The organism is Amycolatopsis sp. NPDC049252, from assembly GCF_043197175.1.
In the GTDB taxonomy this organism is placed as follows: Bacteria; Actinomycetota; Actinomycetes; order Mycobacteriales; family Pseudonocardiaceae; genus Amycolatopsis.
Genome location: NZ_JBICSQ010000015.1, coordinates 46,686 through 69,159 on the forward strand (window position 1 = coordinate 46,686; position 22,474 = coordinate 69,159).

Below are 22,474 nucleotides of genomic sequence, written 5' to 3' on the forward strand. Positions count from 1 at the left end.
GGAGCCGGTCGGCTCCCTTCGCAGCCGTCGCCGTCGTGGGCCCGCACAGAGAGCGAAAACATGGAGTTCACCCACAAGACCGTCCTGAGCCCCGAGTTGCGTGCCCGAGTGCTGCGAGACCCGGACATCGGCGGTGGCAACCTGCTTCCCTCGATGCTCGAGCTCAACCCGTACCCGGACGAGCCGTTCCTCCACTCGCTGACGCCGATCCCGTACACCGACGGCGAAACCCGGCACTGGTTCAGCCTGCGCGACCTCGACCACCTCGTGCAGAGCTGGTCGGTCTGGTACCTGGAGCAGGGGGTGCGGCCGCACGACCGGGTCGCGGTCTTCCCGCCCGACTCCATCCAGTACTTCCTGCACCTCTCGGCGCTCGCGCAGATCGGCGCGATCTCGATGCTCATCAACAGCAAGGCGCCGCGGGAGAGCGCGGTCGCGCTGATCGAGCGCAGCGGCGCGCTGGGGCTCTACACCGATCAGGAGCGGCTCGACCGGATCGCCCCCGACCTCGACCGGCTGAACCTGCGGTGGGTCAAGACGATGGAGGAGCTGCCCGCCCTGCCCTCGGCGGTGCTGCCCGACGCGGACCGCTTCCGGCACCACCCGGACGACCCGGTCGGGCTGATGCACTCTTCGGGCACCACCGGGCTGCCGAAGCCGGTGATCCACACGCACAAGACGATCCTCGACGGCCCGAAGTGGCGGGCCGTGAACTATAAGGAAGAGCCCGACGCCGTCATCCTCAACGCGCTCCCGCAGTCGCACCAGGGCTGTGTGTCGTTCAACGCCTACGCGGTGCTCGGCGGTCAGCCGATGGTGGTCTGGCGCGACGTCTCCGGTGAAGAGCTCGCGAGCGCCGTCGAGGAGCACAAGCCGAGCATGGTGATGGCGTTCGGCCACGCCTACCCGGAGCTGGCCGCGATCGAGACGCCGAAGGGCGCGCTCGACTCCGTCAACATCTGGGTGTCCATGGCGGACGCCATCCACGAGCGGCACCTGAAGAACATCCTCGCGCGGCGCTCGCCCGGCCTGCCGCCGGCGGCCTTCCTCGACCGGCTCGGCACCACCGAGCTCGGCTGGGGTGTCCTCATGCAGCCGCGGACCCTGGCGACCGAGCGCGACGACCGCTGCGTCGGCAAGTCGGTCGGCTACGCCGAAGTCGCCATCCTGCGGGAGAACGGCACGCTCGCCGAGCCGGGAGAGATCGGCCTGCTCGGGGCGAAGCCGCCGTCGATGACGGTCGGGTACTGGGGCAACCAGGACACCTACTACCGCAGCAAGCTCGCCGGCTACTGGCTGACCGGCGACGTCGCCTACCAGGACGGCGACGGCACCTTCTACCAGGTCGACCGCGCGGTCGACGTGGTGCACACCGCGGCCGGTCCCGGTTATTCGGTGCAGCTGGAGGAGCTGATCCTCAACGAGGTGGCCGGCGTCGCGGACTGCACGGTCGTCGCCGGCGGGTTCGGCGGCGAGAAGGTCGCCGTCGCCGTCGTCACCGGGGACGGCGTGGACCCGGAGAAGGTGCTGTTCGCGGCCAACGAAGCCCTGCGGGCCCACGGGAAGCCGGAGCTGTCCGTCGTCGAGGTCGCGAGCGGCGACGGCGACTTCCCGCTCGGTGTCACGGGCAAGTCGCTGAAGCGCTACCTGCGCGACAAGTACCAGGACCTCGCCGTCTACGTCCGTGACCGCCGGGGCAAGAACCTCGCCACGAGCGATGCGCTCGGGTGAACCCCACTCTCCGAGAGAAGACGACCGTCGTGACTGACCAAGCCCTGCTGCTCGTGTTCGACGAGACCGTGACCCGTGCCGGGGTCGACCGCTGGCTCCGGCACCTCGAGTCGGCCGGCGCGCCGACGCAGATCTACCAGCTCGGCGCCGGCCACGTGCTCCCGGTGTCCACAATGGACTCCGCGGGCACGGTGGACGCCGTCGCCGCCGCGCGGCCGGACCTGCCGGTGCCGACCCGCCGCGTGCCGCGGGAGGGCCAGGCCTGGCTGGGCCGCCGCGAGCTGCGCCCGGGCGGCACCCAGGTGTCCCTCGGGCCGGTCACGATCGGCGACGGCTCGGTGGCGGTGATCGCGGGGCCGTGCGCGGTGGAGAACCCGGAGCAGATGAACGCGACGGCGGAGCTGGTCGCCGCGCACGGGGCCGTCGCGCTGCGGGGCGGGGCGTTCAAGCCGCGCACCTCGCCGCACGCGTTCCAGGGCCTCGGGTTCAGCGGGCTCGAGCTGCTCGTCGAGGCCCGGAAGCGGACGGGACTGCCGTTCGTCACCGAGGTCGTCGACGCGGAGCACGTCAAGCGGCTGGCCGAGGTGGTCGACGGGTTCCAGATCGGGGCCCGGAACATGCAGAACTTCGCGCTGCTGAGCGCGGTCGGCCAGAGCGGCCTGCCGGTGGTGCTCAAGCGCGGGTTCGGCTGCACCGTCGAGGAGACGCTCGCCGCCGGCGAGTACCTGCTCCTCGAAGGCAACGACCAGGTCATGTTGTGCGAGCGCGGGATCCGCACCTTCGAGCCGTCGGCGCGGTTCACCCTCGACCTCACCGCGGTGGCGCTGTGGAAGCAGCGCACCCACCTGCCGGTGATCGTGGACCCGAGCCACTCCGGTGGCCGGCCCGAGCTGGTCGAGCCGCTGTCGCTCGCCGCCGTCGCCGCGGGGGCGGACGCGTTGCTGATCGATGTCCATGTCCAGCCGGAGCAGGCGTTGTGCGACGGGAACCAGGCGCTCAGGCCCGAGCAGTTCGCCGGGCTCATGGAGCGGCTCGCCGGCGCCGCGGCCGGCCTCGGCCGCCGTCTGGGCGGCGGTCACTAGTTCGGGAGCGGAACCGGAGTGAACTGTGTTCGGTGAGACGTCGGAGATCGCCGTCGTGGGCCTCGGCCCGCGCGGCCTGTCGGTCGCGGAACGGCTGTGCGCCAACGCGGGGGAGCTCGTGCCGCGCGGCGGCGCGCTCGTCGTCCACCTCGTCGACCCGGAGGTGTTCGACGGCGGGCGGGTGTGGCGCAGCAGCCAGGACCGCCTGCTGCTGATGAACACCGTCGCCAGTCAGGTGACCATGTTCGTCGACGAGACGGTCGCCTGCGCGGGGCCGGTGGTCCGCGGGCCGAGCCTGTACGAGTGGGCGCGGTCGATCGCGCTGCTCGGCAGCCCGAAGGTGCCGGACGGCGTCCGCGCCGAGGCCGAGGCGCTGGGGCCGGACGACTACCCGTCACGCGCGTTCTACGGCAGCTACCTGCGGTGGACGCGGCGGCGGATCGCGCGGCTCGCGCCGCCGTCGGTCCGGTTCGTCCCGCACCGGGCGCGGGCGGTCGACGTCCGCGACACCGGCGGCGGCCGGCAGGAGGTCGTGCTGGACGACGGGAAGACGCTCGGCGGGCTGCGGGCCGTCGTGCTGGCCCTCGGGCACCAGTCGCACGAGCTCGGTGCGGCCGAAGCGGACCTGAGCCGCTTCGCCGTCCGCCACGGCCTGCGCTACCTCGCGCCGGACAACCCGGCCGACCTGGCCCTGGCCGACGTGCCCGCGGGCGAGCCGGTGCTGCTGCGCGGGATGGGCCTCAACTTCTTCGACCACCTGGCGTTGTTCACCCTCGGCCGCGGCGGCGAGTTCACCCGGGGCCCGGACGGCGTGCTCACCTACGTCCCGTCCGGCCGGGAACCGCACCTGGTCGCCGGGTCGCGCCGCGGGGTGCCGTACCAGGCCCGCGCGCGCAACGAGAAGGGCCCGTTCGGCCGGCACCGGCCGCGGTACCTCACCCCGGCGGTGATCGCGCGGCTGCGCGACGGCGGGCCCGCCGACTTCCGCCGGGACGTCTGGCCGCTGATCGACCAAGAGGTCCGCACGGTCTTCTACGCGACGCTCGTGCGGGACCGCCGGTGCGTCTGCGACGTCGACGAGTTCCTCACCGCGTTCGCCGCGGCCGAGCCCGCCGAGGTGCCGCTCGCCGGCGAGCCACTGGCGATCCGGGAGAGCGACGCCCAGCGCAACGTGCTCACGAAGTTCGGGCTCGACCCCGGGCAGAGCTGGGACTGGCGGAGGATCGCGGTGCCCTACACCGCCGCCGACCTGACCTCGACCGCCCGGTTCCGCCGCTGGCTCCGGTCCTATGTGGACGACGAGCTGCGGGAGGCGGGGCTGGGGAACGTGACCGGCCCGCTCAAGGCGGCGCTGGACGTGCTGCGCGACCTGCGCAACGAGATCCGGCTGGTCGTCGACCACGGCGGGCTCTCCGGGGAGTCCTACCGCGACGACCTGCAGCGCTGGTACATGCCGCTGAACGCGTACCTGTCGATCGGGCCGCCCGCCGAGCGCGTCGAGCAGTTCGGCGCCCTGCTGGACGCGGGGGTGCTCGAGGTGCTCGGCCCGGACCTGCGGGTCGCAGGGGCCGACGGCCGGTTCGTCGCGCGTTCGGCCGCCTGCCCGGACGTCACCGCCTCGGCCACGACGCTGATCGAGGCGCGCCTGCCGGAAACGGACCTGCGGCGGACGACGGACCCGTTGCTGCGGGCGCTGCTCGAGCGCGGCGAGTGCCGGCCGTACCACATTCCGGACCCGGCCGGCGGCGAGTACGTGACCGGCGGCCTGGCCGTCACCCGGCGGCCGTACCACGTGCTGGACGCCGAAGACCGGCCTCACCCACGGCGGTTCGCGTTCGGCGTCCCGACGGAAGCAGTGCACTGGGTGACGGCGGCGGGCATCCGCCCGGGCGTCGACTCGGTGATCCTCGGCGACGCCGACGCGATCGCCCGGTCCTGCCTGGAGCTGATGGCGGACCGGGCGGAACTCGGCGACTTCGAGAGGACGGCATGAGCACCGAACACGGGATTCTCGCCCCGGCCTGGGCGGCGACCGGTGCCGCCGAGCTCGTCGGGGACCACGCGCTGCTGGCCGCGATGCTCGACACCGAGGTCGCGCTCGCCGAGGCGCAGGCCGAGCTGGGCGTGATCCCCGCTTCGGCGGCCGCGGCCATCCGCGCCGCGGCCGATCCCGCCCACCTCGATCCGGCGGCCCTGGCCGAAGGGGTGCGCGAGACGGCCAACCCCGTCGTCGCCTTCGTCGGGCAGCTCACCTCCGCTGTCGATCCGGCCGCCGCCGAGTACGTCCACCGGGGCAGCACCAGCCAGGACATCCTCGACACGGCCTTGATGCTGCTCTGCGCGGCGACCTTCGACCGGATCACCCGGGACCTGCTGGCCTGCGCGGAAAGCCTGGCCGGGCAGGTGCGCCGGCACCGGGACACGCCGATGGCCGGGCGCACCCTGACCCAGCACGCGGTGCCGGTCACCTTCGGGCTGAAGGCGGCGACCTGGCTGCACCTCGTGCTCGACGCCGTCGAGCGGATGCGCCGCGCCCGCGCGGCCCTGCCGGTGTCGCTCGGCGGGGCGGCCGGCACGCTCGCCGCGTACCAGGAGTACGCCGGCGGTGACGTCGAGGGCACGTTGCGGCTGCCCGATCTCGTGGCCGCGCGGCTCGGGCTCGCCCCGCAGACCCTGCCGTGGCACGGGATCCGCACGCCGCTGGCCGACGTCGCGTCGGCGCTGCTGGTCACCACGGGCGCGCTCGGCAAGCTCGCCGAAGACGTCCTCGTGCTGTCCCGGACCGAGATCGGCGAGGTCACCGAGGAGCAGGCGCCGGGCCGCGGGGCGTCGTCGGCGATGCCGCAGAAGCACAACCCGGTGTACGCCACCCTGGTCGCGACCGCGGCCCGGCAGCTGCCGCCGGTCGCCGTCGTGCTGTTCCAGTCCATGGCGGTGCCCGACGAACGGTCGTCGGGCGGCTGGCACGCGGAGTGGCAGCCGCTGCGGGAGTGCCTGCGCATCGCGGCCGGCGCCGCCGCCAACGCCGCCCGCCTGGCCGGGGCGCTGCACGTCTCGCCCGAGGCGATGGCGGCCAACCTGCGGCTCACACGCGGCGCGATCGTCTCCGAGCGCGTCAACGCCGTGCTGGCGCCGACGCTCGGCAAGGCGGCCGCCAAACGGCTGCTGGCGGCGGCTTCCGCCGAGGCCGGGCGCACCGGGGCCGACCTCGCCGCCGTGCTCGGGTCCGAAGTGGACGTTCCCGCCGGGCTGCTGGACCCGGCCGCCTACACCGGCCTGTCCGGGCCGCTGGCCGACCGGGCCGTCGCCCGCTTCGAAGAGGTCTTCAAGGAGTCCACATGACCACGCTGGAATTCACCACCGACCGCGTCGAGCCGATGCCGGCCGAGCAGCGCGAAGAGCTGCTGAGCATGCCCGGGTTCGGCTCGCTCTACTCCGACCACATGGTCACCGCCCGCTGGGACGCCGCCAGCGGCTGGCACGACGCGCGGAGCCGGCCGCTCGCGGCGTTCTCGCTGCACCCGGCGACCATGGCGTTCCACTATGGACAGACCGTCTTCGAAGGGCTGAAGGCGTTCTGGCGACCGGACGGGCAACGCGCGCTGTTCCGCCCGGAGGACCACGCCCGCCGGTTCGCCCGCTCGGCCCGCCGGATGGCGATGCCCGAACTGCCCGAAGCGGACTTCGTCGCCGCGCTGGAGGCGCTGCTGCGGGTCGACGGCGCCTGGGTGCCCCGGACCCGCGGCCACAGCTTCTACGTGCGGCCGTTCATGCTCGCCGCCGAGACGCACCTGAGCAACCGGCCCGCCGAGGAGTACCTCTTCGCGGTGATCGGCAGCCCGGCGCGCCCGGCGGCCGGCGCGGAACCGAAGCCGATCCGGCTCTGGGCGTCGCCGGAGTACGTCCGCGCCGCGGACGGCGGCACGGGCACGATCAAGTGCGGCGGCAACTACGGCGGGTCCTACATCGCGCAGCGGGAGGCCGTGGCCCACGGCTGCGACCAGGTCGTCTGGCTGGACGCGCGCGAGCGCCGGTACGTCGAGGAAGTGGGCGGCTCCAACCTGTTCTTCGTCGAGGGCGACCGGCTGGTCACCCCGCCGCTGAGCGGCACGCTGCTGGCCGGCATCACCCGCGACTCGATCCTGCGCCTCGCCGGGCGCCTGGGCATCGAGGTCGCCGAGGAACCGGTCACGCTCGAGGACTGGGAACGCGGCTGCCGTGACGGCCGGATCACCGAGGTGTTCGCCTGCGGCACCGCGCGGGCCATTGCACCGGTCGGGCACGTCGTCACCCCGGACCGGGACTGGCCGGCCGGCCCCACGGGCCCGGTCACCCGGCGCCTGCTGAAGGCCCTGCTCGACATCCAGTACGGCGAAACCCCCGACGAGTTCGGCTGGCTGCGGCTCGTCCAGACCGAAGCCGAGGAGGCCCCTCGATGAAACCGAAGGTCGACTTCTACTTCGACCCGGCCTGCCCGTTCGCCTGGATCACCTCGCGGTGGATCCTCGAAGTCGAACAGCACCGCGAGATCAGCCTGCGGTTCCGGGTGATGAGCCTGGGCGTGCTGAACGAAGACCGCGAGATCGAGCCCTGGTACCGGGAGTTCTGCGACCGCGCGTGGGGCCCGGTCCGGGTCTGCGTCGCCGCCGCCCGGGACCACGGCGAGGACGTGCTGCGCGACCTCTACACGGCGCTCGGCACCCGGATCCACAACGGGAAGAACAAGGACTTCCCCGAGGTGGTCGCGCAGGCGCTGGCCGAGGTCGGGCTCCCGGCGTCGCTCGCCGCCGCGGCCGACCGCAGCGACCACGACGAGGCCCTGCGCAAGAGCCACGCCGAGGCTCTCGAACCGGTCGGCGCGGACCTCGGCACCCCGGCGATCCACATCGACAGTGCCGGGTTCTTCGGCCCGGTGCTCAACGCGATCCCGCGTGGCGAAGACGCCGTCAGCCTCTTCGACGGCGCGGTGGCGATGGCCCGCAACCCGCACTTCTTCGAGCTGAAGCGGGCCCGCACGCCCGGCCTGAACTACGAGTGAGGAACGGACGATGAAACGCATCGGGTTCGTGGAGTCGAACAGGTCCGGGTCGGGGTTCGACGCGCTGCGCGCGGCCCGGCGGCTGGGCCTGCACGTCACCTTCTTCAGCTGCGGGCTGGACCGCTACCACGCGACACCGGGCGGCACCGAGGTGCTCGACGGCTGTGTCGACGAGTTCGTGTCCTGCGCGACCCACGAGGTCGGGCCGCTGCTGGCGGCGGTGAAGGAGGTCGACGCGCGCCGGCCGCTCGACGCGCTGCTCTCGGTCGCCGAGTACGAGGTGGTCCCGGCCGCCGAGGCGGCCCGCCAGCTGGGCCTGCCCGGTCCCGACCCGGCCGCGATCCGGATCGCCCGCAACAAGGCCGAGCAACGGCGGCGGTGGGCCGAACTGGGGGTGCCGGTGCCGGAGTTCCACGCCGTCACGACGTCCGAAGAGGCCGTGCGGGCCGCCGAAAAGGTCGGGTTCCCGTGCGTGGTGAAGGCGGTGGACGAGACCAGCGGCGCGCACGTCGTCCGGTGCACGACGGCGGCCGAGGTCGTCGAGACGTACACCACGATCCGGGCGGACGCGACCAACCGGCGCGGCCAGGCCCGGCCGCCGGAGGTGCTCGTCGAGGAGTGCCTGGTCGGGTTCGAGGTCAGCGTCGAGGTCCTGGCCGAGGCGGGCGCGGTCCGCGTGCTCGGGGTGACCGACAAGCTCCTGGGCGGCCGCGACCGGTTCGTCGAGCTGGGGCACAACTTCCCGTCGGCGCTGCCGGACGGGGTCCGGACCGAGCTGGAGGCCGCGGCGGTGGCCGCGACCACGGCGGTGGGCTTCGACCTCGGCATCGCGCACGTCGAGCTGAAGTACACGGCCGACGGCCCGAAGCTGATCGAGATCAACCCGCGCCCGGCCGGTGACCAGATCACCCAGCTGATGGACTCGAGCTTCGGCCTCTCGACGATGGAGCTGCTGCTCCGCCAGTACCTGGGCGAGTCCGTCGGCGCCGTCGACGTCCACCCGATCCGTGGCGCGGCGATCCGCTACCTGACGGCGCACCCGGGTGTCGTGGACGGCGTGACCGGGGTGGACATCGCCGCCGCGGTGCCCGGCGTGGCCGAGGCGGTGGTGTCGGTCGCACCGGGCTCGCACGTCAACCGCTTGCGCGTCAACGAAGACCGGGTCGGCCACGTCCTGGCGACGGCCGAGACGTCCTACCTGGCCGGCCGGATCGCGGAGGCGGCAGCCCAGCAGATCGCGATCCGCACCCACCGGGACTGACCACGAGCTTGGATCGCGCCACGGCGGGCCCTCGCGGCCTCTTCGGTGCGCGAGCCAAACGCACCCAATGTGGCGTTCGGTGCATCTGACGCACCCAACGCCACATTGGGTGCGTCACGCCTCACCCGCACCCACCGGACTGACCCGCCGAGCCCGGCGAGCGGGAGCCGGCTGATGGGCGGCTGATGCTTCGCCGATGGCGGCGTCGGCGAGCCTTGACCCAGCGAAGCCTTCATGCCCACGGGAGAGAGACGATATGCCGAACCTGGTCATGGTGATGCCCTACCAGGCATACCTCGAAAAGGCCCAGGCGGAGGGTTTCCGCATCTTCGCGATCTGGGACCCGGCCGAAGCCGGGCGGCTGTTCGGCGCGCAGGCCCCCGCCTACCTCCGGAAGGTCGAAGAGCTCGCCGACGGCTTCCGGCTGGCCGACTTCACCGACTCTGCTGCCTACGCCGACGCGATTCGTTCGGCGGTAAGGGAAACCGGCGCCGACCACGTCTGGCACGTCGGCAGCGAGGAGAGCATGCAGCTCGCCTACGACGTGGCCGACGAGCTCGGGAAGGCCGTCAACTCGCCGGCGTCCGTGGCGCTGCTCAACGACAAGCTCGCCATGCGTACCCTGTTGCGCGACAAGGGAATCTCGTCGGTGCGGTTCGCGACGGCGGAACGCTGGCAGGACGTCGCGGGACTGCTCGAAGACTTCACGCTACCGGTGGTCGTCAAGCCCTCCGCGCTGTCCGCCAGCCGGGGTACCTTCCTGCTGACCGACCCGGCGGACCTGCCCGCCTGGGGCGCGGAGCTGGCCGCGCTCGGCTACGCCGGGCCGCTGCTCGTCGAGGAGTACCTGCGCGGCCCCGAGTTCAGCGTCGAGACGATGACCGTGCGCGGTGAGCACCACGTGCTCGGCGTGACGCGCAAGCTGCTCGGCCCGCTGCCGCACTTCGTCGAGCGGGGGCACCTGTTCGGCGAGCCCGAGACGCCGGAGACCAGGCAGGTCGCCGACCTGGCCGTGGAACTGCTCGACGCCACCGGGTACCAGTGCGGCCCGGCGCACACCGAGGTCATCCTGACCGCGGCCGGCCCGCGGATCGTCGAGTCCCAGGCCCGGCTCGGCGGTGACAAGATCCCCGACATCATCCGGCTCGGCCGGGGTTACGACGTCAAGCGCGCGATGTTCGCCGCGCTGGCCGGACGGACGCCGCCGCCGATCCCGGCCGGCGGGGTCGGGCACATCGCCTACTTCGCCTTTCCCGCCGGCGTCCTCCGCTCGGTGTCCGGTGTGGACGAAGCCCGGGAGCTGGACTTCGTCGACACCCTGAACTTCCCGTTCGCGGTGGGGGACGTCCTGCCGGAGACGGTCAGCTCCAAGACCCGCCACGGCTACGTGATCCTCACCGCTTCGGAAGACGCCGAGGCGGCGACGGCCCGCGCGGACCGCGTCCGCGCCCTGATCGAGGTCGAGGTCGAAGCCCGATGAGGACCTTCTTCGCGTTGCACCGCAACGTCCGGCTCCGGATCGGGCTGGCCTTCGTGCACAAGCTGATCGACGCGATGATCCTGACGTTCATCGCGATCTACCTCGCGGCCCACGTCGGGGTCGCCCTCGCCGGCGCGCTGATCCTGGTGTTCGCCGTGTTCGCGGTGTTCGGCATGCTGGTCGGCGGGCACCTGTCGGAACGGCGGGGCCGGCGGCCGGTGCTCATCGTCGGCGACCTCGTCGGCACGGTGTTCCTGGTCCTGATGGCCGTGGCCTACTTCGCGGACTGGGGTGCGCTCGCCGTCTACTTCTGTTACGCCGTGGTCAAGTTCGGCACGAACCTGGCCCTGCCCGCCAACGACGCGACGATCATCGACGTCACCCCGCCGGCCGAGCGCAAGTACGTCTACACGGTCAACTACTGGGTGATCAACCTCGCGCTCGGCAGCGGCGCGCTGCTCGGCGCCTTCCTCTACAGCTCGCACTTCGGCGCGGTGATCCTGGGCGGGGCCGCCGGCATGGCCTTCGCGCTGCTCGTCACCGTGACGCTGGTGGCGGAGACCAAGCCGGAAACGCCGGCGCCGTCGGCGAAACTCACCGGGCTCGCGCAGTTCGTCCAGGGGTACAAGGTCGTGCTGGTCGACTCGACGTTCCGCCGGCTGATCATCGCGGCCACGCTGATCCTGACGCTCGAAGGGCAGCTGAGCACGTCGATCGGGATCCGGCTCTCCACCGACTTCCCGGAGCAGGACGTCTTCCCGTTCGGCGACGTCACCGGCGTCGAGATGCTCGGGGTGCTCAAGGCGGTGAACACGGTGCTGGTCGTCGTGTTCGCGCTCGTCGTCAACACGATGCTGCGCCGGATGCCCGACCGGGTCCGGCTGTACGCGGGCATCACCCTGTACGCGGGCGGGTTCGCGGTGCTCGTCGTCAGCCACGACGCCTGGCTGCTGCTGGCCGCCTGCGTCGTGCTGACCGTCGGCGAGCTGATGAACCTGCCGGTGCAGCAGGCGCTGCTGGCGGAGCTGGCCCCGGAGGAGGGACGGCCGCGGTACCTGGCCGCGTACTACCTCCACATCCGGTTCGGCCAGGTCGTCAACTCGCTGCTCATCAGCCTGGGCGCGGTGGTGAGCACCCAGGGGATGGCCGGGATCTACCTGCTCTTCGGCGTCGTGATCATTCTGCAGTACCGGGTGATCCTCAACCGCCGCGCGGCGCGTCCCGCCGCGGACACCTCCGTCTCGGTCTAACCCAGGGAGAAAAACCATGTCGGCAAAGGCGAACCGGGTCACCGAGGCCTACCTCGCGGACTGCGCCGCGCCGGAAAGCGGGCTGCGCCACGCGCTGGCGAACCTCGACGTGTCGGCGACCAAGCGCGCGGCGTGGCCGCGGCTGCTGCCCCGGCCGGTGGTGGTCGACGAGGCGGAGTACCGGGCGTTCGGCCGCGACCTCGTCACCGTCTTCGACCTGGTCACCAGCCTGCCGCGGCGGCTGTTCGACGGCGACTTCGAGCGGTTCCGCACCTCGCTCGGCCTCGACGACGTCCACACCACGCTGATGTGCCGCCTGCTCGGTGAGGGCCCGCCGCCGCTGTACGGCCGCGCGGACGTCTACTACGACGGCGAGGCGTTCAAGCTGCTCGAGTACAACATCGGCAGCGCGCTCGGCGGCCTCGACATGGTGGGCACCCTGCCAAAGGCGTACCTGAAGGTCCCGGCCGTCGCCGAGTTCGCCGCCGAGCACGGCCTCGGTTACCTGGACATGGGCTCCGACCTGGCCGGGGCCCTGCGCAACGCGGGCAAGACCATCGGGGCCGGCGAGCCGGTCGTCGCGATCCTCGAAGGCCCCGGCGGGATGACGACCTACGGGCACCAGCGCCGCGCGATCGGGGAGCTGCTGGCCGAGCAGAACGTCACCTGCCTGGTCGGGGAGATCGGCGACCTCGAGTTCCGGGACGGCAAGCCGTACCTGGACGGCACCGGGATCGACGTCATCCTCCGCTACTACGGGCTCGAGGAGATGCTCGAAGCGCCCGACGGCGTCGAGCTGCTGGAGCCGGTCTTCCGCGCGCACGAAGAGGGCGCCGTCGTGGTCTGGACGCCGACGAACGTCTACAGCAACAAGGGCACGCTGGCGATGCTGTCCGAGTTCTCCGCCGACACCACGGTCTTCACGGCCGAGGAGCGAGCCGCGATCGACCGGGTGCTGCCGTGGAGCCGCATGCTCGGCCGCCCCGGCGCGGGCCCGGACGCCGGGCGCATCGAGGAGTGCGTGCGGCGCCAGGACCAGCTCGTGTTCAAGCCGACCGGGTCGTACGGCGGCAAGGGCGTCGTCATCGGCCAGGAGGTCGACACCGCGACCTGGCGGGACACCCTCGACGCCGGTTCGCGGACCGGCTCGCTCGTCCAGGAGATCGTGCGGCCCAACCTGGAGACCGTCGTCGACCCGCAGACCGGCGAGAGCTCCGAGTGGTACGCGCTGTGGGCCGCCTTCATGACCCCGTCCGGCCTGTCCGGCGGCGGGGTGCGCGCGATCCCGCCCGGCGGCACCACGGTCATCACCATGATCAACAACCCCGACGTCCGCAACACCTGCCTCTTCACCTGCTGAGTAAGGAGCACGGCGATGACCCGACTCGTCGACCTGACCCACGGCTTCTACGACGGAATGCCGTCCTACCCCGCCGACTGGTTCCCCAAGTTCGCCAGCGAACGGTCGATGACCCCCGAGACCGACCCGTACGGCACCAAGCGCACCTTCTCCTACCTGCACGTCTTCCCGCACAACGGGACGCACATGGAGTACCGGCTGCACTTCTTCCCCGGCGCCGAAGGCATCGACGAGGTGCCGCTGGAGACGTTGATCGGCCGCGCGGTCGTCGCCGACCTGTCGCACAAGGGCGAGCTGGACGAGGTGACCGGCGACGACCTGGAGAAGACGCTGCGGCCGGTGTGGCGGCGCGGTGACCGGCTGCTCGTGCGCACCGACTACCTGCGCCACAACTGGGGCCGGCCCGACTACTGGGACCGCCCGCCGTACCTGACGCCGTCGGCGGCGGAGTGGGCCATCGAGAACGGCGCGAGCCTGTTCGGCCTGGACTGCCTCACCGAGCGGCCGGGCGATGCCGGGTCTCCGGTGCACCACGCCCTGCTCGCCGCCGGGATCCCGCTGCTGGAGTACGTCACCAACATGCACGAGCTGACCAAGCAGGTCGTCCAGCTGTTCGCGCTGCCGACCAAGGTCGCGGGCGCCGAGGCCGCGCCGGCCCGCGTCATCGCGCTGGAGGAGACCGATGACTGAATCGGTCGCCCTCACGGCGGTCGACGGCGAACCCGGCGTCCCGGACGGCCTGCACCGCCTCCTCGACCTGCTCGGCGCGCCGCTGGCCGGGCTGCGGGCCGGCGACCAGGTGCTGATCAAGCCGAACCTGTTCCAGACGGCGCCCGGGTTCCACGTCAGCCCGGCGCTGCTGGCGGCGATCGCCAAGGTCGTCGCCGCACACGGCGCGCAGCCGGTGATCGCCGAGCGCACGCACGCGATCTACGAGATCCTGCGCGACCACGAGGCCGCGAAGTACGCCCGTGTCGTCAGCTTCGACGACCTGCCGCTGCGCATCACCGGCATCGAGGGCGCGACGTCGCTGCGGGTGCCGATCGCGGTGCCCGAGCTGATCCTCGACTGCGACTTCTTCATCGGGGTGCCTCAGCTGCGGACCCACGCGAGCGTCGTCTATTCGAACGCGATGAAGAACCTGGTCGGGCTGCTGCCCGGGTACACCACCCGGATCGTGCACATGGCGGGCGTCGACGAGTCCACTGTGGACCTGAACGTGATGCGGCCGCAGGACCTGGTCGTCTGCGACGGGACCACGGTGATCGAGGGCAACTACCCGATGGACGGGACGGCGCGGGAGGTCGGCTTCCTCGCCGCGAGCCGCAACGCCGTCGCGCTCGACGTCGCGGTCGGCACGCTGGCCGGGTTCGACCCGGAGAGCGTCGCCTACCTGCGGGACGCGCACGCGCGGGGCATGGGACCGCTGGGGCTGCCGGAGATCGAGCTGCTGGGGACGCCGCTGGCGGACCTGGCGTTCGACATGGTCAAGGCGCCGGTCGAAATCGTCGTGCCCCGCGAAGGAATCCACGTGTACGCCGAAAACGCGTGCCCGGCGTGCAGCCGGTTCGTCGCCGGGGCGATGAAGGCGCTGGCCGGCGAGCTGCGCGCGTGGGACGGGGAGATGACGGTCATCTCCGGGCCGCAGGTGGCGATGCCGCCGCTGCGCGGGGTGGTGATGCTCGTCGGGAACTGTCTGTACGAGAGCCGGGACCTCGGCATCTTCGTCGAAGGGTGCCCGCCGCGGGCGATCCAGCTCGCCGCGTTCCGCTACGGCATGGGCAAACCCGTCGGCGCCCACGAGCGGACGCAGTTCCGGGTGCCGCCGAGCCTGGTGGGCGGGGCGCAGTGATCGAGTCCGCGTTGTCCCCGGGTGACCGGCTGCACCGGCACGTCGTGGCGTTGACGTCCGAGGTGGACCCGGTGGCGGCCGCCGCGGCCCTGCGGTCCGCCGGGCGCGTGATGCTCACGGCCGGGGCCGGTGGCACGTCGGCGGTCCTGGCCGCGGGGGAGCTGGCCGTCCTCGCGCACCCGGGCGGTGACGGCCACGCCCCGCTGGCGGCCGCGGTGAACCTGCTGACCGGGCTGGACCTGCCGCCGGCGACCGCCGACGCCGAGCAGGCCTGGTACGGCTTCCTGGGCTACGACGCCGTGCGGGACTTCGAGCGGCTGCCCAGCCGGCACCCGGAATCCGGCCGTCCGGTGTACGAGTTCTTCCTGCCCGAGGTGCTGGTCCGGTTCGCCGACGGCCAGGTGATCGGCCGGGGTGTCACGCCCGCCACCGCGCGCGCCGCCGCCGAGCGGGCCGCCCGGATCCTGGACGCGGCCGGTGCCGCGCGGCTGGGCCCGGTCTCCGTCGGCGCCGGCCGGTTCGGCTTCGCCTACGACGAGTACGTCGACGCGGTGCGCCGCGCCCAGCGCCACATCCTCGACGGCGACGTCTTCCAGCTCGTGCTGTCCAACGCCTGGACCGCACCGGCCACAGTGGACGGTCTGCGCGTCTACCGCAGGCTCACCGAGATCAACCCGTCGCCGTACCACTTCTGGTACTCCGGCCCGCGGTTCGAGGCCGTCGGCGCGTCCCCCGAGCCGTGCCTGACGCTTTCGGGCGGCCGGGCGCTGATCCGCCCGCTCGCCGGCACCCGCCCGCGCGGGCACGACGGCGACGCCGACCGCCTCGCCGAGGACGAGCTGCGGTCCTCGGTCAAGGAGCTGGCCGAGCACCGGATGCTCGTCGACCTCGCCCGCAACGACCTCGGGCGGGTGTGCCGGCCGGGCAGCGTCTCGGTCGGGCGGCTGATGGAGGTCGAGCGGTACTCGCACGTGATGCACCTGACGTCGGACGTGTGGGGCCGGCCGCAGGGCGAGCGCGGGACCGACGAGCTGATCCGGGCGACGTTCCCGGCGGGCACCATGACCGGCACGCCGAAGGTGCGCGCGATGGAGATCATCGACGACCTCGAGCCGTCGCGGCGGTGGCTCTACTCCGGCGCGGTCGGCTCGTTCGGACCGTCCCATGTGGACCTGTTCCTGACGATCCGCAGCATGGTGTTCTGCGACGGCGAAATCCGGCTGCAGGCCGGCGGCGGCATCGTCCACGACTCGGACCCGGCGGAGGAACACGCCGAGTGCCTGGCGAAGCTCGGCTCCGGGGCCCGCGCCCTGGGGGTCTCGGTGGAAGGGAACGCCACGTGATCTGCGTCATCGACAACTACGACTCGTTCGTCTACAACCTGGTGCAGTACCTGGGAAACCTCGGCGCGGAGTGCGTGGTGCACCGCAACGACGAGGTGACGGTCGAGCAGGTCGCCGCGCTCGACCCGGAGCTGGTGCTGATCTCGCCGGGCCCCGGCGACCCGGCGGACGCGGGCATCTCGGTCGAGCTGGTGCGGACACTGGCGGGCCGCTTCCCGATCCTGGGGGTCTGCCTGGGCCACCAGGCGATCGGCGCGGCGTTCGGCGCGCGCGTCCGCCACGCCGTGGAACCCATGCACGGCAAGTGTTCCCCGCTCGCCCACGACGGTCATGGCGTCTTCGAAGGACTGCCGAACCCGCTGACGGTCGCGCGGTACCACTCGCTGGTCCTCGAGCCGAGCACGATCCCCGCCGAGCTGGTCGTGACGGCCTGGTCCGGCACGGGCGAGATCATGGGCGTCCGCCACCGCACGCTGCCGATCGAAGGCGTCCAGTTCCACCCGGAGTCGCTGTTCACCGAGGAAGGGGTGGCGATGGTGGCGAACGCCGTGCGCGGCCTGCGCAGCCGGGACTCGGAGCCGGGCCTGATCGTCGCCTGAGTGCCTCAGGCCAGCTCGGCCGAGACGACCGACGGGAGGGCGCGCAGCCGGTCGAGCAGGTGCTCCACCTCGTCGCCGGGGAGCAGGACGGCGCAGGCCAGGTTGCTCTCGCGGACGCCGTCGCGGACGTCGACCGACAGTTCGTGGATGACGCGGCCCTGCTCGGACAGCGCGCCGACCAGGGCGGGGATGCCCTCGGCACCGCCGGTGAAGTACGTGGCTATCCGGCGGCGGACCAGCATGGAACGGGTGGCGAAGGACGTGGGGGCCATGACGGATCTCCAGAGCTGAGGAAGCTGACGGGATCCGGGCCAGGCCCCGGGAGGTCGCCAACGCTGCGCGCCGGCGACCTGGTTCAGCCGGCGCGCCGGGTTACGAGTCGCGAGGACGTCATCAGGCGCTGCACGGCGTCAGGCTAACACGAGCTCATCGGTTTGCCCGGAACTGCGGCTCCACCAGGGCGTCCAGGTGGTCGTCGAGCAGTTCGACCTGCCGTTCGGGCGGGAACGCGCGGGGGTCGAACAGCGCCTGCACGACCAGCCCGAGCGTGCAGGACAACGCGCCCTCGGCGATGCGCGCGGGATCACCCGGCCGCAGCTCGCCGAGCCGTTGCGCGTCGGCGACGAGTTCGCGCAGCCGTTCGCGGCTCCGCCCGTACTTGCGCGCGTACTCGGCGCTCAGCGCCGGGTCGGCCAGGGCCGCGTCCCATGAGGACACCCAGATCCGGTTGCCGGTGACGGCGTCCCCGGTCAGGGGCAGGACGTCCAGCAGCAGCGCCCGCACGCCGGCCAGTCCCGGTCCGGTGTCGCGGCGCGCGCGGGCGCCGGTGCGTTCGTCGAGCAGGTCGAGCGCGTGCGTGAGCAGCTCCTGCTTGCCGCGGAAGTAGTGGGTGAGCAGGCCGGTGGAGGCGCCGAGTTCGGCGGCGACCGCGCGCAGGGTCAGCCCGCCGAAGCCGTGCGCGGTCAGGACGCGCCAGACGGCTTCGGAGACGTCACGGCGGCGGGCCTCGTGATCTCCCTTGGGGCGGGGCACGGTGATAGCATAACAAGCGTTGCGTGAATTGGGGGTCACTGTGTTCCACCTGCCGTTGAAGGAAAACGCCCGGCTCGAGCCGCTGGAGCCGTGGCAGGCCGAGGAGTTCGCCGCCCACCTCGACCGGGCGCGCGAGCACATCCGCCCGTGGGTCGGCGCGTCGTTCGTCGCCGACGGTCTCGAGGGCGCCCGGGCGACGCTGCGCCGGTACGCCGAAAGCCAGGCCGCGGACGGCGGCAGGATCTTCGGGATCCGCCTGGACGGCACGCTCGTCGGCGGCGTCCTGTTCGTGGACTTCGACGCGGCGCGGGGTTCGTGCGAGATCGGCTGCTGGCTGGAACCGTCGGCGGTGGGCCACGGCCTGGTCACGCGGGCGTGCGCGGCCCTGCTGGACTGGTCGTTCACGACCCGCGGCCTGCACCGCGCGGAATGGCGCTGCCGCGCGGACAACACCCGCAGCTCGGCGGTGGCCGAGCGCCTGGGCATGGTCCGCGAAGGCGTGCTGCGCGAGCACTGGCCGTACGAAGGAGTCCGCTACGACAAGGAAATCTGGGCCATCCTGGCCCGCGACTGGCCCACCCGCTCCGCTTGACTGTCCGTGAAGGCCGCATCGAGGGACTCAGAGTCCCTCAATGTGGCCTTCACGGACATCGTCGGGGCACTGTCCGATGTGGACTCAGGTGCCGGCCACCTCGGGGAGGCGGGTGGCTTCGACGGCCCGGCGCATGGCCGCCGCCGTGGCCGGGCTGTCGTGCGCCGTCGCGATCGCCGTGTTGACCAGGACCGCGTCCGCTCCGAGCGCCATCGCGTCCGAGACGTGTTCCGGGGTCCCGAGGCCGCCCTCGACGACGACCGGGACGCCCGCTGTGTCGATCACCGCCCGGACGGCTTCCGTGCCGAGGATGCCCTGCGCGCTGGCCACGGGTGAGGCCATCACCCGCAGGGCCACCGCGCCGAGGTCGACCAGCCGCGTCGCCAGGTCTGCGTCGGCGCGGATGAACGGCAGCACGGCGAACCCGTCGGCGACCAGGCTGCGGGCCGCGGCCACGGTGGGCTCGCCGTCGGGCAGGTTGTCCGGCGTGCGGACGTCCAGCTTGATCACCTCGATGCCGAACGAGTCCCGCAGCCTCTTCGCGGTGTCCACGGCTTCCCCGGCCGAGTAGGCGAACGAGGTCGTCCCGATCCAGCCGAACCGGGACAGGTCCATCGCTTCGTCGAGGTCGGAGAGCAGCAGGCTGGCCCGGTTCCCGGCCGGGTCGTAGGTGGTGATGAAGACGTCGCAGCCGCCGGCGGCCAGGACGTCGGCGACCAGCCGGGGGTCGGCGTACTGCTCGATCCCGACGATCAGCCGGGAGGTGAAGGAGACCCCGCCGGCCACCAGCCAGGGTCGTCCGGCGGGGGCGTTGGCCGGACTGTTCGTGTCGCGCACGATCCTCCTCGTCAGGTCGGTGACTCGACACCGGCGACCGCCGGCGCCCACCGGCGAGGATGCCGCATCCTGGTCTGGACCAATACGGCGACCCGGGGTCCGGCGACGATTAAAGTGTCAATTTCCAGCGTTTTCGGACTGGTCGAGGACGTGCCGCTCCAGCCGTTCGAGCATTTCGAGGAGCAGCATTTTCTCCGCGGCGCCCAGCACCCCGAACGTCCGGTCGGCGTGCGCGCCGTGCAGCGCCTTGATCTCCGCCAGGTGCTCGTGGCCCTTCTCGGTGATCCGCAGCCGGGTCGAGCGCCGGTCGTCCGGATCGGCGTGCCTGGTCAGTACACCTTCCTGTGCCAGGCCGTCGACCAGGGAGGTGATCGAGCGACCGGTCACGCCGAGCTGCTTCTTGAGGTCGCCCATGCGCGGCGAGCCGGCTTCCTCGACGGCCAGCATCAGCAGGACGCGCGGCGTCGACCAGCCGCGTTGCCGGTACGGGCGGCCGGCGAAGCGGCGCAGGGTGTGCGTGGCGCGCATCAGCGCGTTCGCCAGATCGGCGCCGGACGGCACCCGCTCGCCGCGGCCCGCCGTCGCCGAAAAATCCCTCGACATGCCCGCAGGATACAGTCAATCTCGATAGCCGAAATTGATACCAATTGCCGTCTTCGACTAGGGTTTTCGACCATGGAGTTCCAAGACGTCGTGCGACGGCGGCGCATGGTGCGGGAGTTCGGGCCCGATCCCGTTCCCGCCGCAAGCCTGGACCGCATCCTCGGCAACGCCACCCGCGGGCCGTCGGCCGGATTCTCGCAGGGGCAGGCGTTCCTGGTGCTCGAAGGCGACGCCCTGGAACCGTTCTGGACGGTGGGTTCCGACGCCGTCCAGGAATCGGTGCGCAGTGCGCCCCTGGTGATCGTCCCGCTGTCGTGCAAGCGGGTGTACCTGGATCGCTACGCCGAACCGGACAAGGGGTGGACCGACCGTGACGAATCCCGGTGGCCCGTGCCGTTCTGGCACATCGACACCGGGATGGCGGCGCTGCTGATCCTGCAGACCGCGGTCGACGAAGGCCTGGGCGCGCTGTACTTCGGGATCGTGCCCGGGCAGGTGGCGCCGTTCCGCGCGCTGTACGGCGTCCCGGACGACCAGGAGCCGATCGGGGCCATCGCCATCGGGTACCCGGCGGAGACCGTGCCGGTCGACCGGGACCGGTTCAAGCGGCGCCGGAAGCCGCCGGCCGACGTCGTGCACCGCGGCCGTTGGGGCTGAGCACGTCCGGGAACGGTGACGTGGAGCGTGGAATCCGTAGCGGTGCGTAGCGCCGCTGCCGGTTTCCGGCTTCCGATGAGGCCAGTCGAGTCCGCCTTTCGTATTCAGCTAGCGACCGCCGAACGGCCGTGCCAAGTTGATCCCATGAGCGAATACCCGAGTTATCCGGCTTCGTCCGACCCATCCGCTTCCGGAGCCCCCGTCCAGGCCCGTCCCAGCACGATCGAGGGCGCGTTCTGGGCGTTCATCGCCTCGACCGTGATCAGCCTGCTGGGCGGGATCCTGGTCTTCGGCAACAGAGACGCCCTCGCCGAAGCCACCCGCAACAGCAGCCGGCAGACCGGCAGCAGCCTCACCGAGGCGCAGATCGACCAGCTCGTCACCATCGGCATCGTCGTGGCCCTGGTGATCGCCGTCGTGATCGCCCTGCTCTACCTGCTGTTCGCGTTCAAGCTCCGGGCCGGGCGCAACTGGGCGCGCATCGTGCTCACCGTGATCACGGCGCTGCAGCTGCTGTCGGTCCTGGTCGGCCAGAGCACGTGGGCGGGTTACGTCAGCGTCCTCGCCGCGGTGGTCGGCGTGGTGCTGTCCTTCATGGCCCCGTCGAACGCCTACATCAACGCGTCGAAGACCATCCGCCGCTGAAGCCGAAGACCGCGCCGCCGGGCCGGCGGCGCGGTCTTCACGCCGGCAGCGCGTCGTGGATCGCCCGGGCGGCACCGCCGAGGTCCCCGGCCTGGTACGGCGGCGAAGTCGGCGTACCGGTAGATCGTCTGCGTGACCGGCACGGTCTCCTGCGTCGCGGACGCTCGGGTGCAGCCCATCTCGATCCGGTCGCCGGACACCGAAAACGCTTCGTGCGCGGTGCGCGACTCGCCCACTTTCCCGTCCGTGGGCGGCTTCGGCCCGGCGGCGACCCCGTCGACCAGCTTGGCCGGCATCGCCTCGCCGCCCACGAGCCCGGTGTGGGTGACCTTCGGCCCGGCCAGGGACCGGGCCACCGCAGGAGGTTTCGCCGGGTGCCTGCCCGGGCTCCGGCCCGCTGGTGACGAAACTCGAGGCGTACTTCAGGCCGGCCGCGGTGACGACCAGGACCACCACCACCAGGGCACCGAGCGACCCGGGAAACTTCCAGTTCACCGGCGCGTCGGACGGCTCGGTCGTCGATCCGCCCCAGTGCGATGAGCGTCGCTCACCCTACCGGGACGATCGTGTCCTCAGTGGACTGCCGGGTCAGGCGACGGCGTGGCGGGCGGTTTCGACGTCCGGGTGGATCTCCAGCAGCTGGGTCAGCCCCAGCAGGGCCAGCGGCCGGAGCACGGCACGCTGCCCGGTGGCGATCACGAACCTCGTGCCGGCCGCCTCGGCGGTCCGGTGGGCGTGGATCAGCGCGGTCAGCCCGGTGGAGTCGCAGAAGGTCACGCCGGCCAGGTCGGCGACCACGGGCCGCCCGGCCTCGACGGCGGCGGCCAGCTGTTCGGTCAACCGGCCGGACACGGCCGCGTCGATCTCGCCGGCCACCTTGAGCACCGTCGCGGCGCCGGTGGACGTCAGTTCGATCGAGAAGTTGAGGCGAGCGGGCGGGCCGTCGAGCACGGGGGACTCCTCCGGGTCACTGCGGGCCGGGTGGCGGCCACGCATGACTGGACCACGGCTGGGTTCTAGGCCGCATGGACACGACGGTAGCAGCCCGCGGCGCCGGCGGCCGTGCTCCGGAGCGCCGGGGAGCCGCGGCCGGGGAGCGTACGGTATGGGGG

Annotated in this window: 23 protein-coding genes; 17 read left to right on the plus strand and 6 right to left on the minus strand. The window is 72.2% G+C overall.

The genetic code is table 11. The features are described 5' to 3' along the window. Positions 1 to 60: 60 nt before the first annotated feature. The 14 genes from ACGFMK_RS19300 (at position 61) to ACGFMK_RS19365 (ending at position 16,996) form a co-directional block, all read left to right on the plus strand. Positions 61 to 1,731, plus strand: coding sequence for a class I adenylate-forming enzyme family protein (locus ACGFMK_RS19300; RefSeq protein ID WP_392764661.1), 1,671 nt, complete (start codon positions 61 to 63; stop codon positions 1,729 to 1,731). Between the two features lie 29 nt (positions 1,732 to 1,760). Beyond that, complete coding sequence (gene aroF / locus ACGFMK_RS19305; RefSeq protein ID WP_392764664.1) at positions 1,761 to 2,813, plus strand: 3-deoxy-7-phosphoheptulonate synthase; 1,053 nt, start codon at positions 1,761 to 1,763, stop codon at positions 2,811 to 2,813. 25 nt (positions 2,814 to 2,838) lie between these two features. Further along, positions 2,839 to 4,806 (plus strand): FAD/NAD(P)-binding protein, encoded by a 1,968-nt coding sequence (locus ACGFMK_RS19310; protein WP_392764666.1) that lies wholly within the window; start codon positions 2,839 to 2,841, stop codon positions 4,804 to 4,806. Beyond that, entirely contained in the window at positions 4,803 to 6,155 is a 1,353-nt protein-coding gene (locus ACGFMK_RS19315) for an adenylosuccinate lyase family protein (protein ID WP_392764669.1), read from the plus strand. The genes ACGFMK_RS19310 and ACGFMK_RS19315 overlap by 4 nt, the downstream gene beginning before the upstream one ends. Next, complete coding sequence (locus ACGFMK_RS19320; RefSeq protein ID WP_392764672.1) at positions 6,152 to 7,252, plus strand: branched-chain amino acid aminotransferase; 1,101 nt, start codon at positions 6,152 to 6,154, stop codon at positions 7,250 to 7,252. Before ACGFMK_RS19315 ends, ACGFMK_RS19320 begins: the two co-directional genes overlap by 4 nt. After that, positions 7,249 to 7,851: a disulfide bond formation protein DsbA gene (locus tag ACGFMK_RS19325; protein WP_392764674.1), complete on the plus strand. Its 603-nt coding sequence runs from the start codon at positions 7,249 to 7,251 to the stop codon at positions 7,849 to 7,851. Before ACGFMK_RS19320 ends, ACGFMK_RS19325 begins: the two co-directional genes overlap by 4 nt. Positions 7,852 to 7,861: 10 nt before the next feature. Continuing rightward, positions 7,862 to 9,112 carry an ATP-grasp domain-containing protein gene (locus tag ACGFMK_RS19330; RefSeq protein ID WP_392764677.1) on the plus strand — a complete coding sequence of 417 codons (1,251 nt, stop codon included), beginning with the start codon at positions 7,862 to 7,864 and terminating at the stop codon, positions 9,110 to 9,112. Positions 9,113 to 9,368: 256 nt separating this feature from the next. Then, entirely contained in the window at positions 9,369 to 10,592 is a 1,224-nt protein-coding gene (locus ACGFMK_RS19335; RefSeq protein ID WP_392764678.1) for an ATP-grasp domain-containing protein, read from the plus strand. Beyond that, positions 10,589 to 11,842, plus strand: a complete 1,254-nt coding sequence (locus ACGFMK_RS19340; protein WP_392764681.1) for an MFS transporter — start codon at positions 10,589 to 10,591, stop codon at positions 11,840 to 11,842. The genes ACGFMK_RS19335 and ACGFMK_RS19340 overlap by 4 nt, the downstream gene beginning before the upstream one ends. A 16-nt stretch (positions 11,843 to 11,858) precedes the next feature. Then, positions 11,859 to 13,202: a hypothetical protein gene (locus tag ACGFMK_RS19345; RefSeq protein WP_392764683.1), complete on the plus strand. Its 1,344-nt coding sequence runs from the start codon at positions 11,859 to 11,861 to the stop codon at positions 13,200 to 13,202. Between the two features lie 15 nt (positions 13,203 to 13,217). After that, on the plus strand, positions 13,218 to 13,892 hold the full coding sequence (locus ACGFMK_RS19350) for a cyclase family protein (RefSeq protein ID WP_392764686.1): 675 nt from the start codon (positions 13,218 to 13,220) through the stop codon (positions 13,890 to 13,892). Then, positions 13,885 to 15,054, plus strand: a complete 1,170-nt coding sequence (locus ACGFMK_RS19355; RefSeq protein ID WP_392764689.1) for a DUF362 domain-containing protein — start codon at positions 13,885 to 13,887, stop codon at positions 15,052 to 15,054. Before ACGFMK_RS19350 ends, ACGFMK_RS19355 begins: the two co-directional genes overlap by 8 nt. After that, positions 15,051 to 16,397 (plus strand): anthranilate synthase component I family protein, encoded by a 1,347-nt coding sequence (locus ACGFMK_RS19360; RefSeq protein WP_392764692.1) that lies wholly within the window; start codon positions 15,051 to 15,053, stop codon positions 16,395 to 16,397. The genes ACGFMK_RS19355 and ACGFMK_RS19360 overlap by 4 nt, the downstream gene beginning before the upstream one ends. Next, positions 16,394 to 16,996 carry an anthranilate synthase component II gene (locus tag ACGFMK_RS19365; protein ID WP_392764694.1) on the plus strand — a complete coding sequence of 201 codons (603 nt, stop codon included), beginning with the start codon at positions 16,394 to 16,396 and terminating at the stop codon, positions 16,994 to 16,996. The genes ACGFMK_RS19360 and ACGFMK_RS19365 overlap by 4 nt, the downstream gene beginning before the upstream one ends. 5 nt (positions 16,997 to 17,001) lie before the next feature. Here ACGFMK_RS19365 and ACGFMK_RS19370 read toward each other — a convergent pair whose 3' ends face one another. Continuing rightward, on the minus strand, positions 17,002 to 17,268 hold the full coding sequence (locus ACGFMK_RS19370; protein WP_392764697.1) for a hypothetical protein: 267 nt from the start codon (positions 17,266 to 17,268) through the stop codon (positions 17,002 to 17,004). Between the two features lie 154 nt (positions 17,269 to 17,422). Beyond that, positions 17,423 to 18,028 carry a TetR/AcrR family transcriptional regulator gene (locus tag ACGFMK_RS19375; protein WP_392764699.1) on the minus strand — a complete coding sequence of 202 codons (606 nt, stop codon included), beginning with the start codon at positions 18,026 to 18,028 and terminating at the stop codon, positions 17,423 to 17,425. Positions 18,029 to 18,047: 19 nt separating this feature from the next. Here ACGFMK_RS19375 and ACGFMK_RS19380 point away from each other — a divergent pair, with 19 nt between their 5' ends. Further along, positions 18,048 to 18,620: a GNAT family N-acetyltransferase gene (locus ACGFMK_RS19380; protein WP_392764701.1), complete on the plus strand. Its 573-nt coding sequence runs from the start codon at positions 18,048 to 18,050 to the stop codon at positions 18,618 to 18,620. Positions 18,621 to 18,704: 84 nt separating this feature from the next. Here the strand turns inward: ACGFMK_RS19380 and ACGFMK_RS19385 are convergent, their stop codons facing one another. Continuing rightward, positions 18,705 to 19,457 (minus strand): HisA/HisF-related TIM barrel protein, encoded by a 753-nt coding sequence (locus tag ACGFMK_RS19385; RefSeq protein ID WP_392764704.1) that lies wholly within the window; start codon positions 19,455 to 19,457, stop codon positions 18,705 to 18,707. A gap of 117 nt (positions 19,458 to 19,574) precedes the next feature. Further along, positions 19,575 to 20,060 (minus strand): MarR family winged helix-turn-helix transcriptional regulator, encoded by a 486-nt coding sequence (locus ACGFMK_RS19390; RefSeq protein WP_392764706.1) that lies wholly within the window; start codon positions 20,058 to 20,060, stop codon positions 19,575 to 19,577. Between the two features lie 72 nt (positions 20,061 to 20,132). Here ACGFMK_RS19390 and ACGFMK_RS19395 point away from each other — a divergent pair, with 72 nt between their 5' ends. Together ACGFMK_RS19395 and ACGFMK_RS19400 are read left to right on the plus strand one after the other, a co-directional pair. Next, on the plus strand, positions 20,133 to 20,717 hold the full coding sequence (locus ACGFMK_RS19395) for a nitroreductase family protein (RefSeq protein ID WP_392764708.1): 585 nt from the start codon (positions 20,133 to 20,135) through the stop codon (positions 20,715 to 20,717). 144 nt (positions 20,718 to 20,861) lie between these two features. Next, entirely contained in the window at positions 20,862 to 21,362 is a 501-nt protein-coding gene (locus ACGFMK_RS19400) for a hypothetical protein (RefSeq protein WP_392764711.1), read from the plus strand. Here the strand turns inward: ACGFMK_RS19400 and ACGFMK_RS19405 are convergent. Together ACGFMK_RS19405 and ACGFMK_RS19410 are read right to left on the minus strand one after the other, a co-directional pair. Then, a complete protein-coding gene (locus tag ACGFMK_RS19405) occupies positions 21,329 to 21,718 on the minus strand; it encodes a hypothetical protein (protein ID WP_392764714.1) in 390 nt (129 codons plus the stop codon). The genes ACGFMK_RS19400 and ACGFMK_RS19405 overlap by 34 nt on opposite strands. Positions 21,719 to 21,950: 232 nt before the next feature. Further along, positions 21,951 to 22,358 (minus strand): STAS domain-containing protein, encoded by a 408-nt coding sequence (locus ACGFMK_RS19410; protein ID WP_392764718.1) that lies wholly within the window; start codon positions 22,356 to 22,358, stop codon positions 21,951 to 21,953. Positions 22,359 to 22,474: the final 116 nt, after the last annotated feature.

What these genes read in the sequence shown, in the direction of transcription:
- ACGFMK_RS19400 (WP_392764711.1), top strand. Translation starts at nt 20,862, where the DNA reads ATGAGCGAATACCCGAGTTATCCGGCTTCGTCCGACCCATCCGCTTCC.
- ACGFMK_RS19350 (WP_392764686.1), top strand. Translation starts at nt 13,218, where the DNA reads ATGACCCGACTCGTCGACCTGACCCACGGCTTCTACGACGGAATGCCG.
- ACGFMK_RS19390 (WP_392764706.1), bottom strand. Translation starts at nt 20,060, where the DNA reads ATGTCGAGGGATTTTTCGGCGACGGCGGGCCGCGGCGAGCGGGTGCCG.
- ACGFMK_RS19300 (WP_392764661.1), top strand. Translation starts at nt 61, where the DNA reads ATGGAGTTCACCCACAAGACCGTCCTGAGCCCCGAGTTGCGTGCCCGA.
- ACGFMK_RS19330 (WP_392764677.1), top strand. Translation starts at nt 7,862, where the DNA reads ATGAAACGCATCGGGTTCGTGGAGTCGAACAGGTCCGGGTCGGGGTTC.
- ACGFMK_RS19355 (WP_392764689.1), top strand. Translation starts at nt 13,885, where the DNA reads ATGACTGAATCGGTCGCCCTCACGGCGGTCGACGGCGAACCCGGCGTC.
- ACGFMK_RS19320 (WP_392764672.1), top strand. Translation starts at nt 6,152, where the DNA reads ATGACCACGCTGGAATTCACCACCGACCGCGTCGAGCCGATGCCGGCC.
- ACGFMK_RS19395 (WP_392764708.1), top strand. Translation starts at nt 20,133, where the DNA reads ATGGAGTTCCAAGACGTCGTGCGACGGCGGCGCATGGTGCGGGAGTTC.
- ACGFMK_RS19325 (WP_392764674.1), top strand. Translation starts at nt 7,249, where the DNA reads ATGAAACCGAAGGTCGACTTCTACTTCGACCCGGCCTGCCCGTTCGCC.
- ACGFMK_RS19315 (WP_392764669.1), top strand. Translation starts at nt 4,803, where the DNA reads ATGAGCACCGAACACGGGATTCTCGCCCCGGCCTGGGCGGCGACCGGT.
- ACGFMK_RS19335 (WP_392764678.1), top strand. Translation starts at nt 9,369, where the DNA reads ATGCCGAACCTGGTCATGGTGATGCCCTACCAGGCATACCTCGAAAAG.
- ACGFMK_RS19340 (WP_392764681.1), top strand. Translation starts at nt 10,589, where the DNA reads ATGAGGACCTTCTTCGCGTTGCACCGCAACGTCCGGCTCCGGATCGGG.
- ACGFMK_RS19370 (WP_392764697.1), bottom strand. Translation starts at nt 17,268, where the DNA reads ATGGCCCCCACGTCCTTCGCCACCCGTTCCATGCTGGTCCGCCGCCGG.
- ACGFMK_RS19410 (WP_392764718.1), bottom strand. Translation starts at nt 22,358, where the DNA reads ATGCGTGGCCGCCACCCGGCCCGCAGTGACCCGGAGGAGTCCCCCGTG.
- ACGFMK_RS19345 (WP_392764683.1), top strand. Translation starts at nt 11,859, where the DNA reads ATGTCGGCAAAGGCGAACCGGGTCACCGAGGCCTACCTCGCGGACTGC.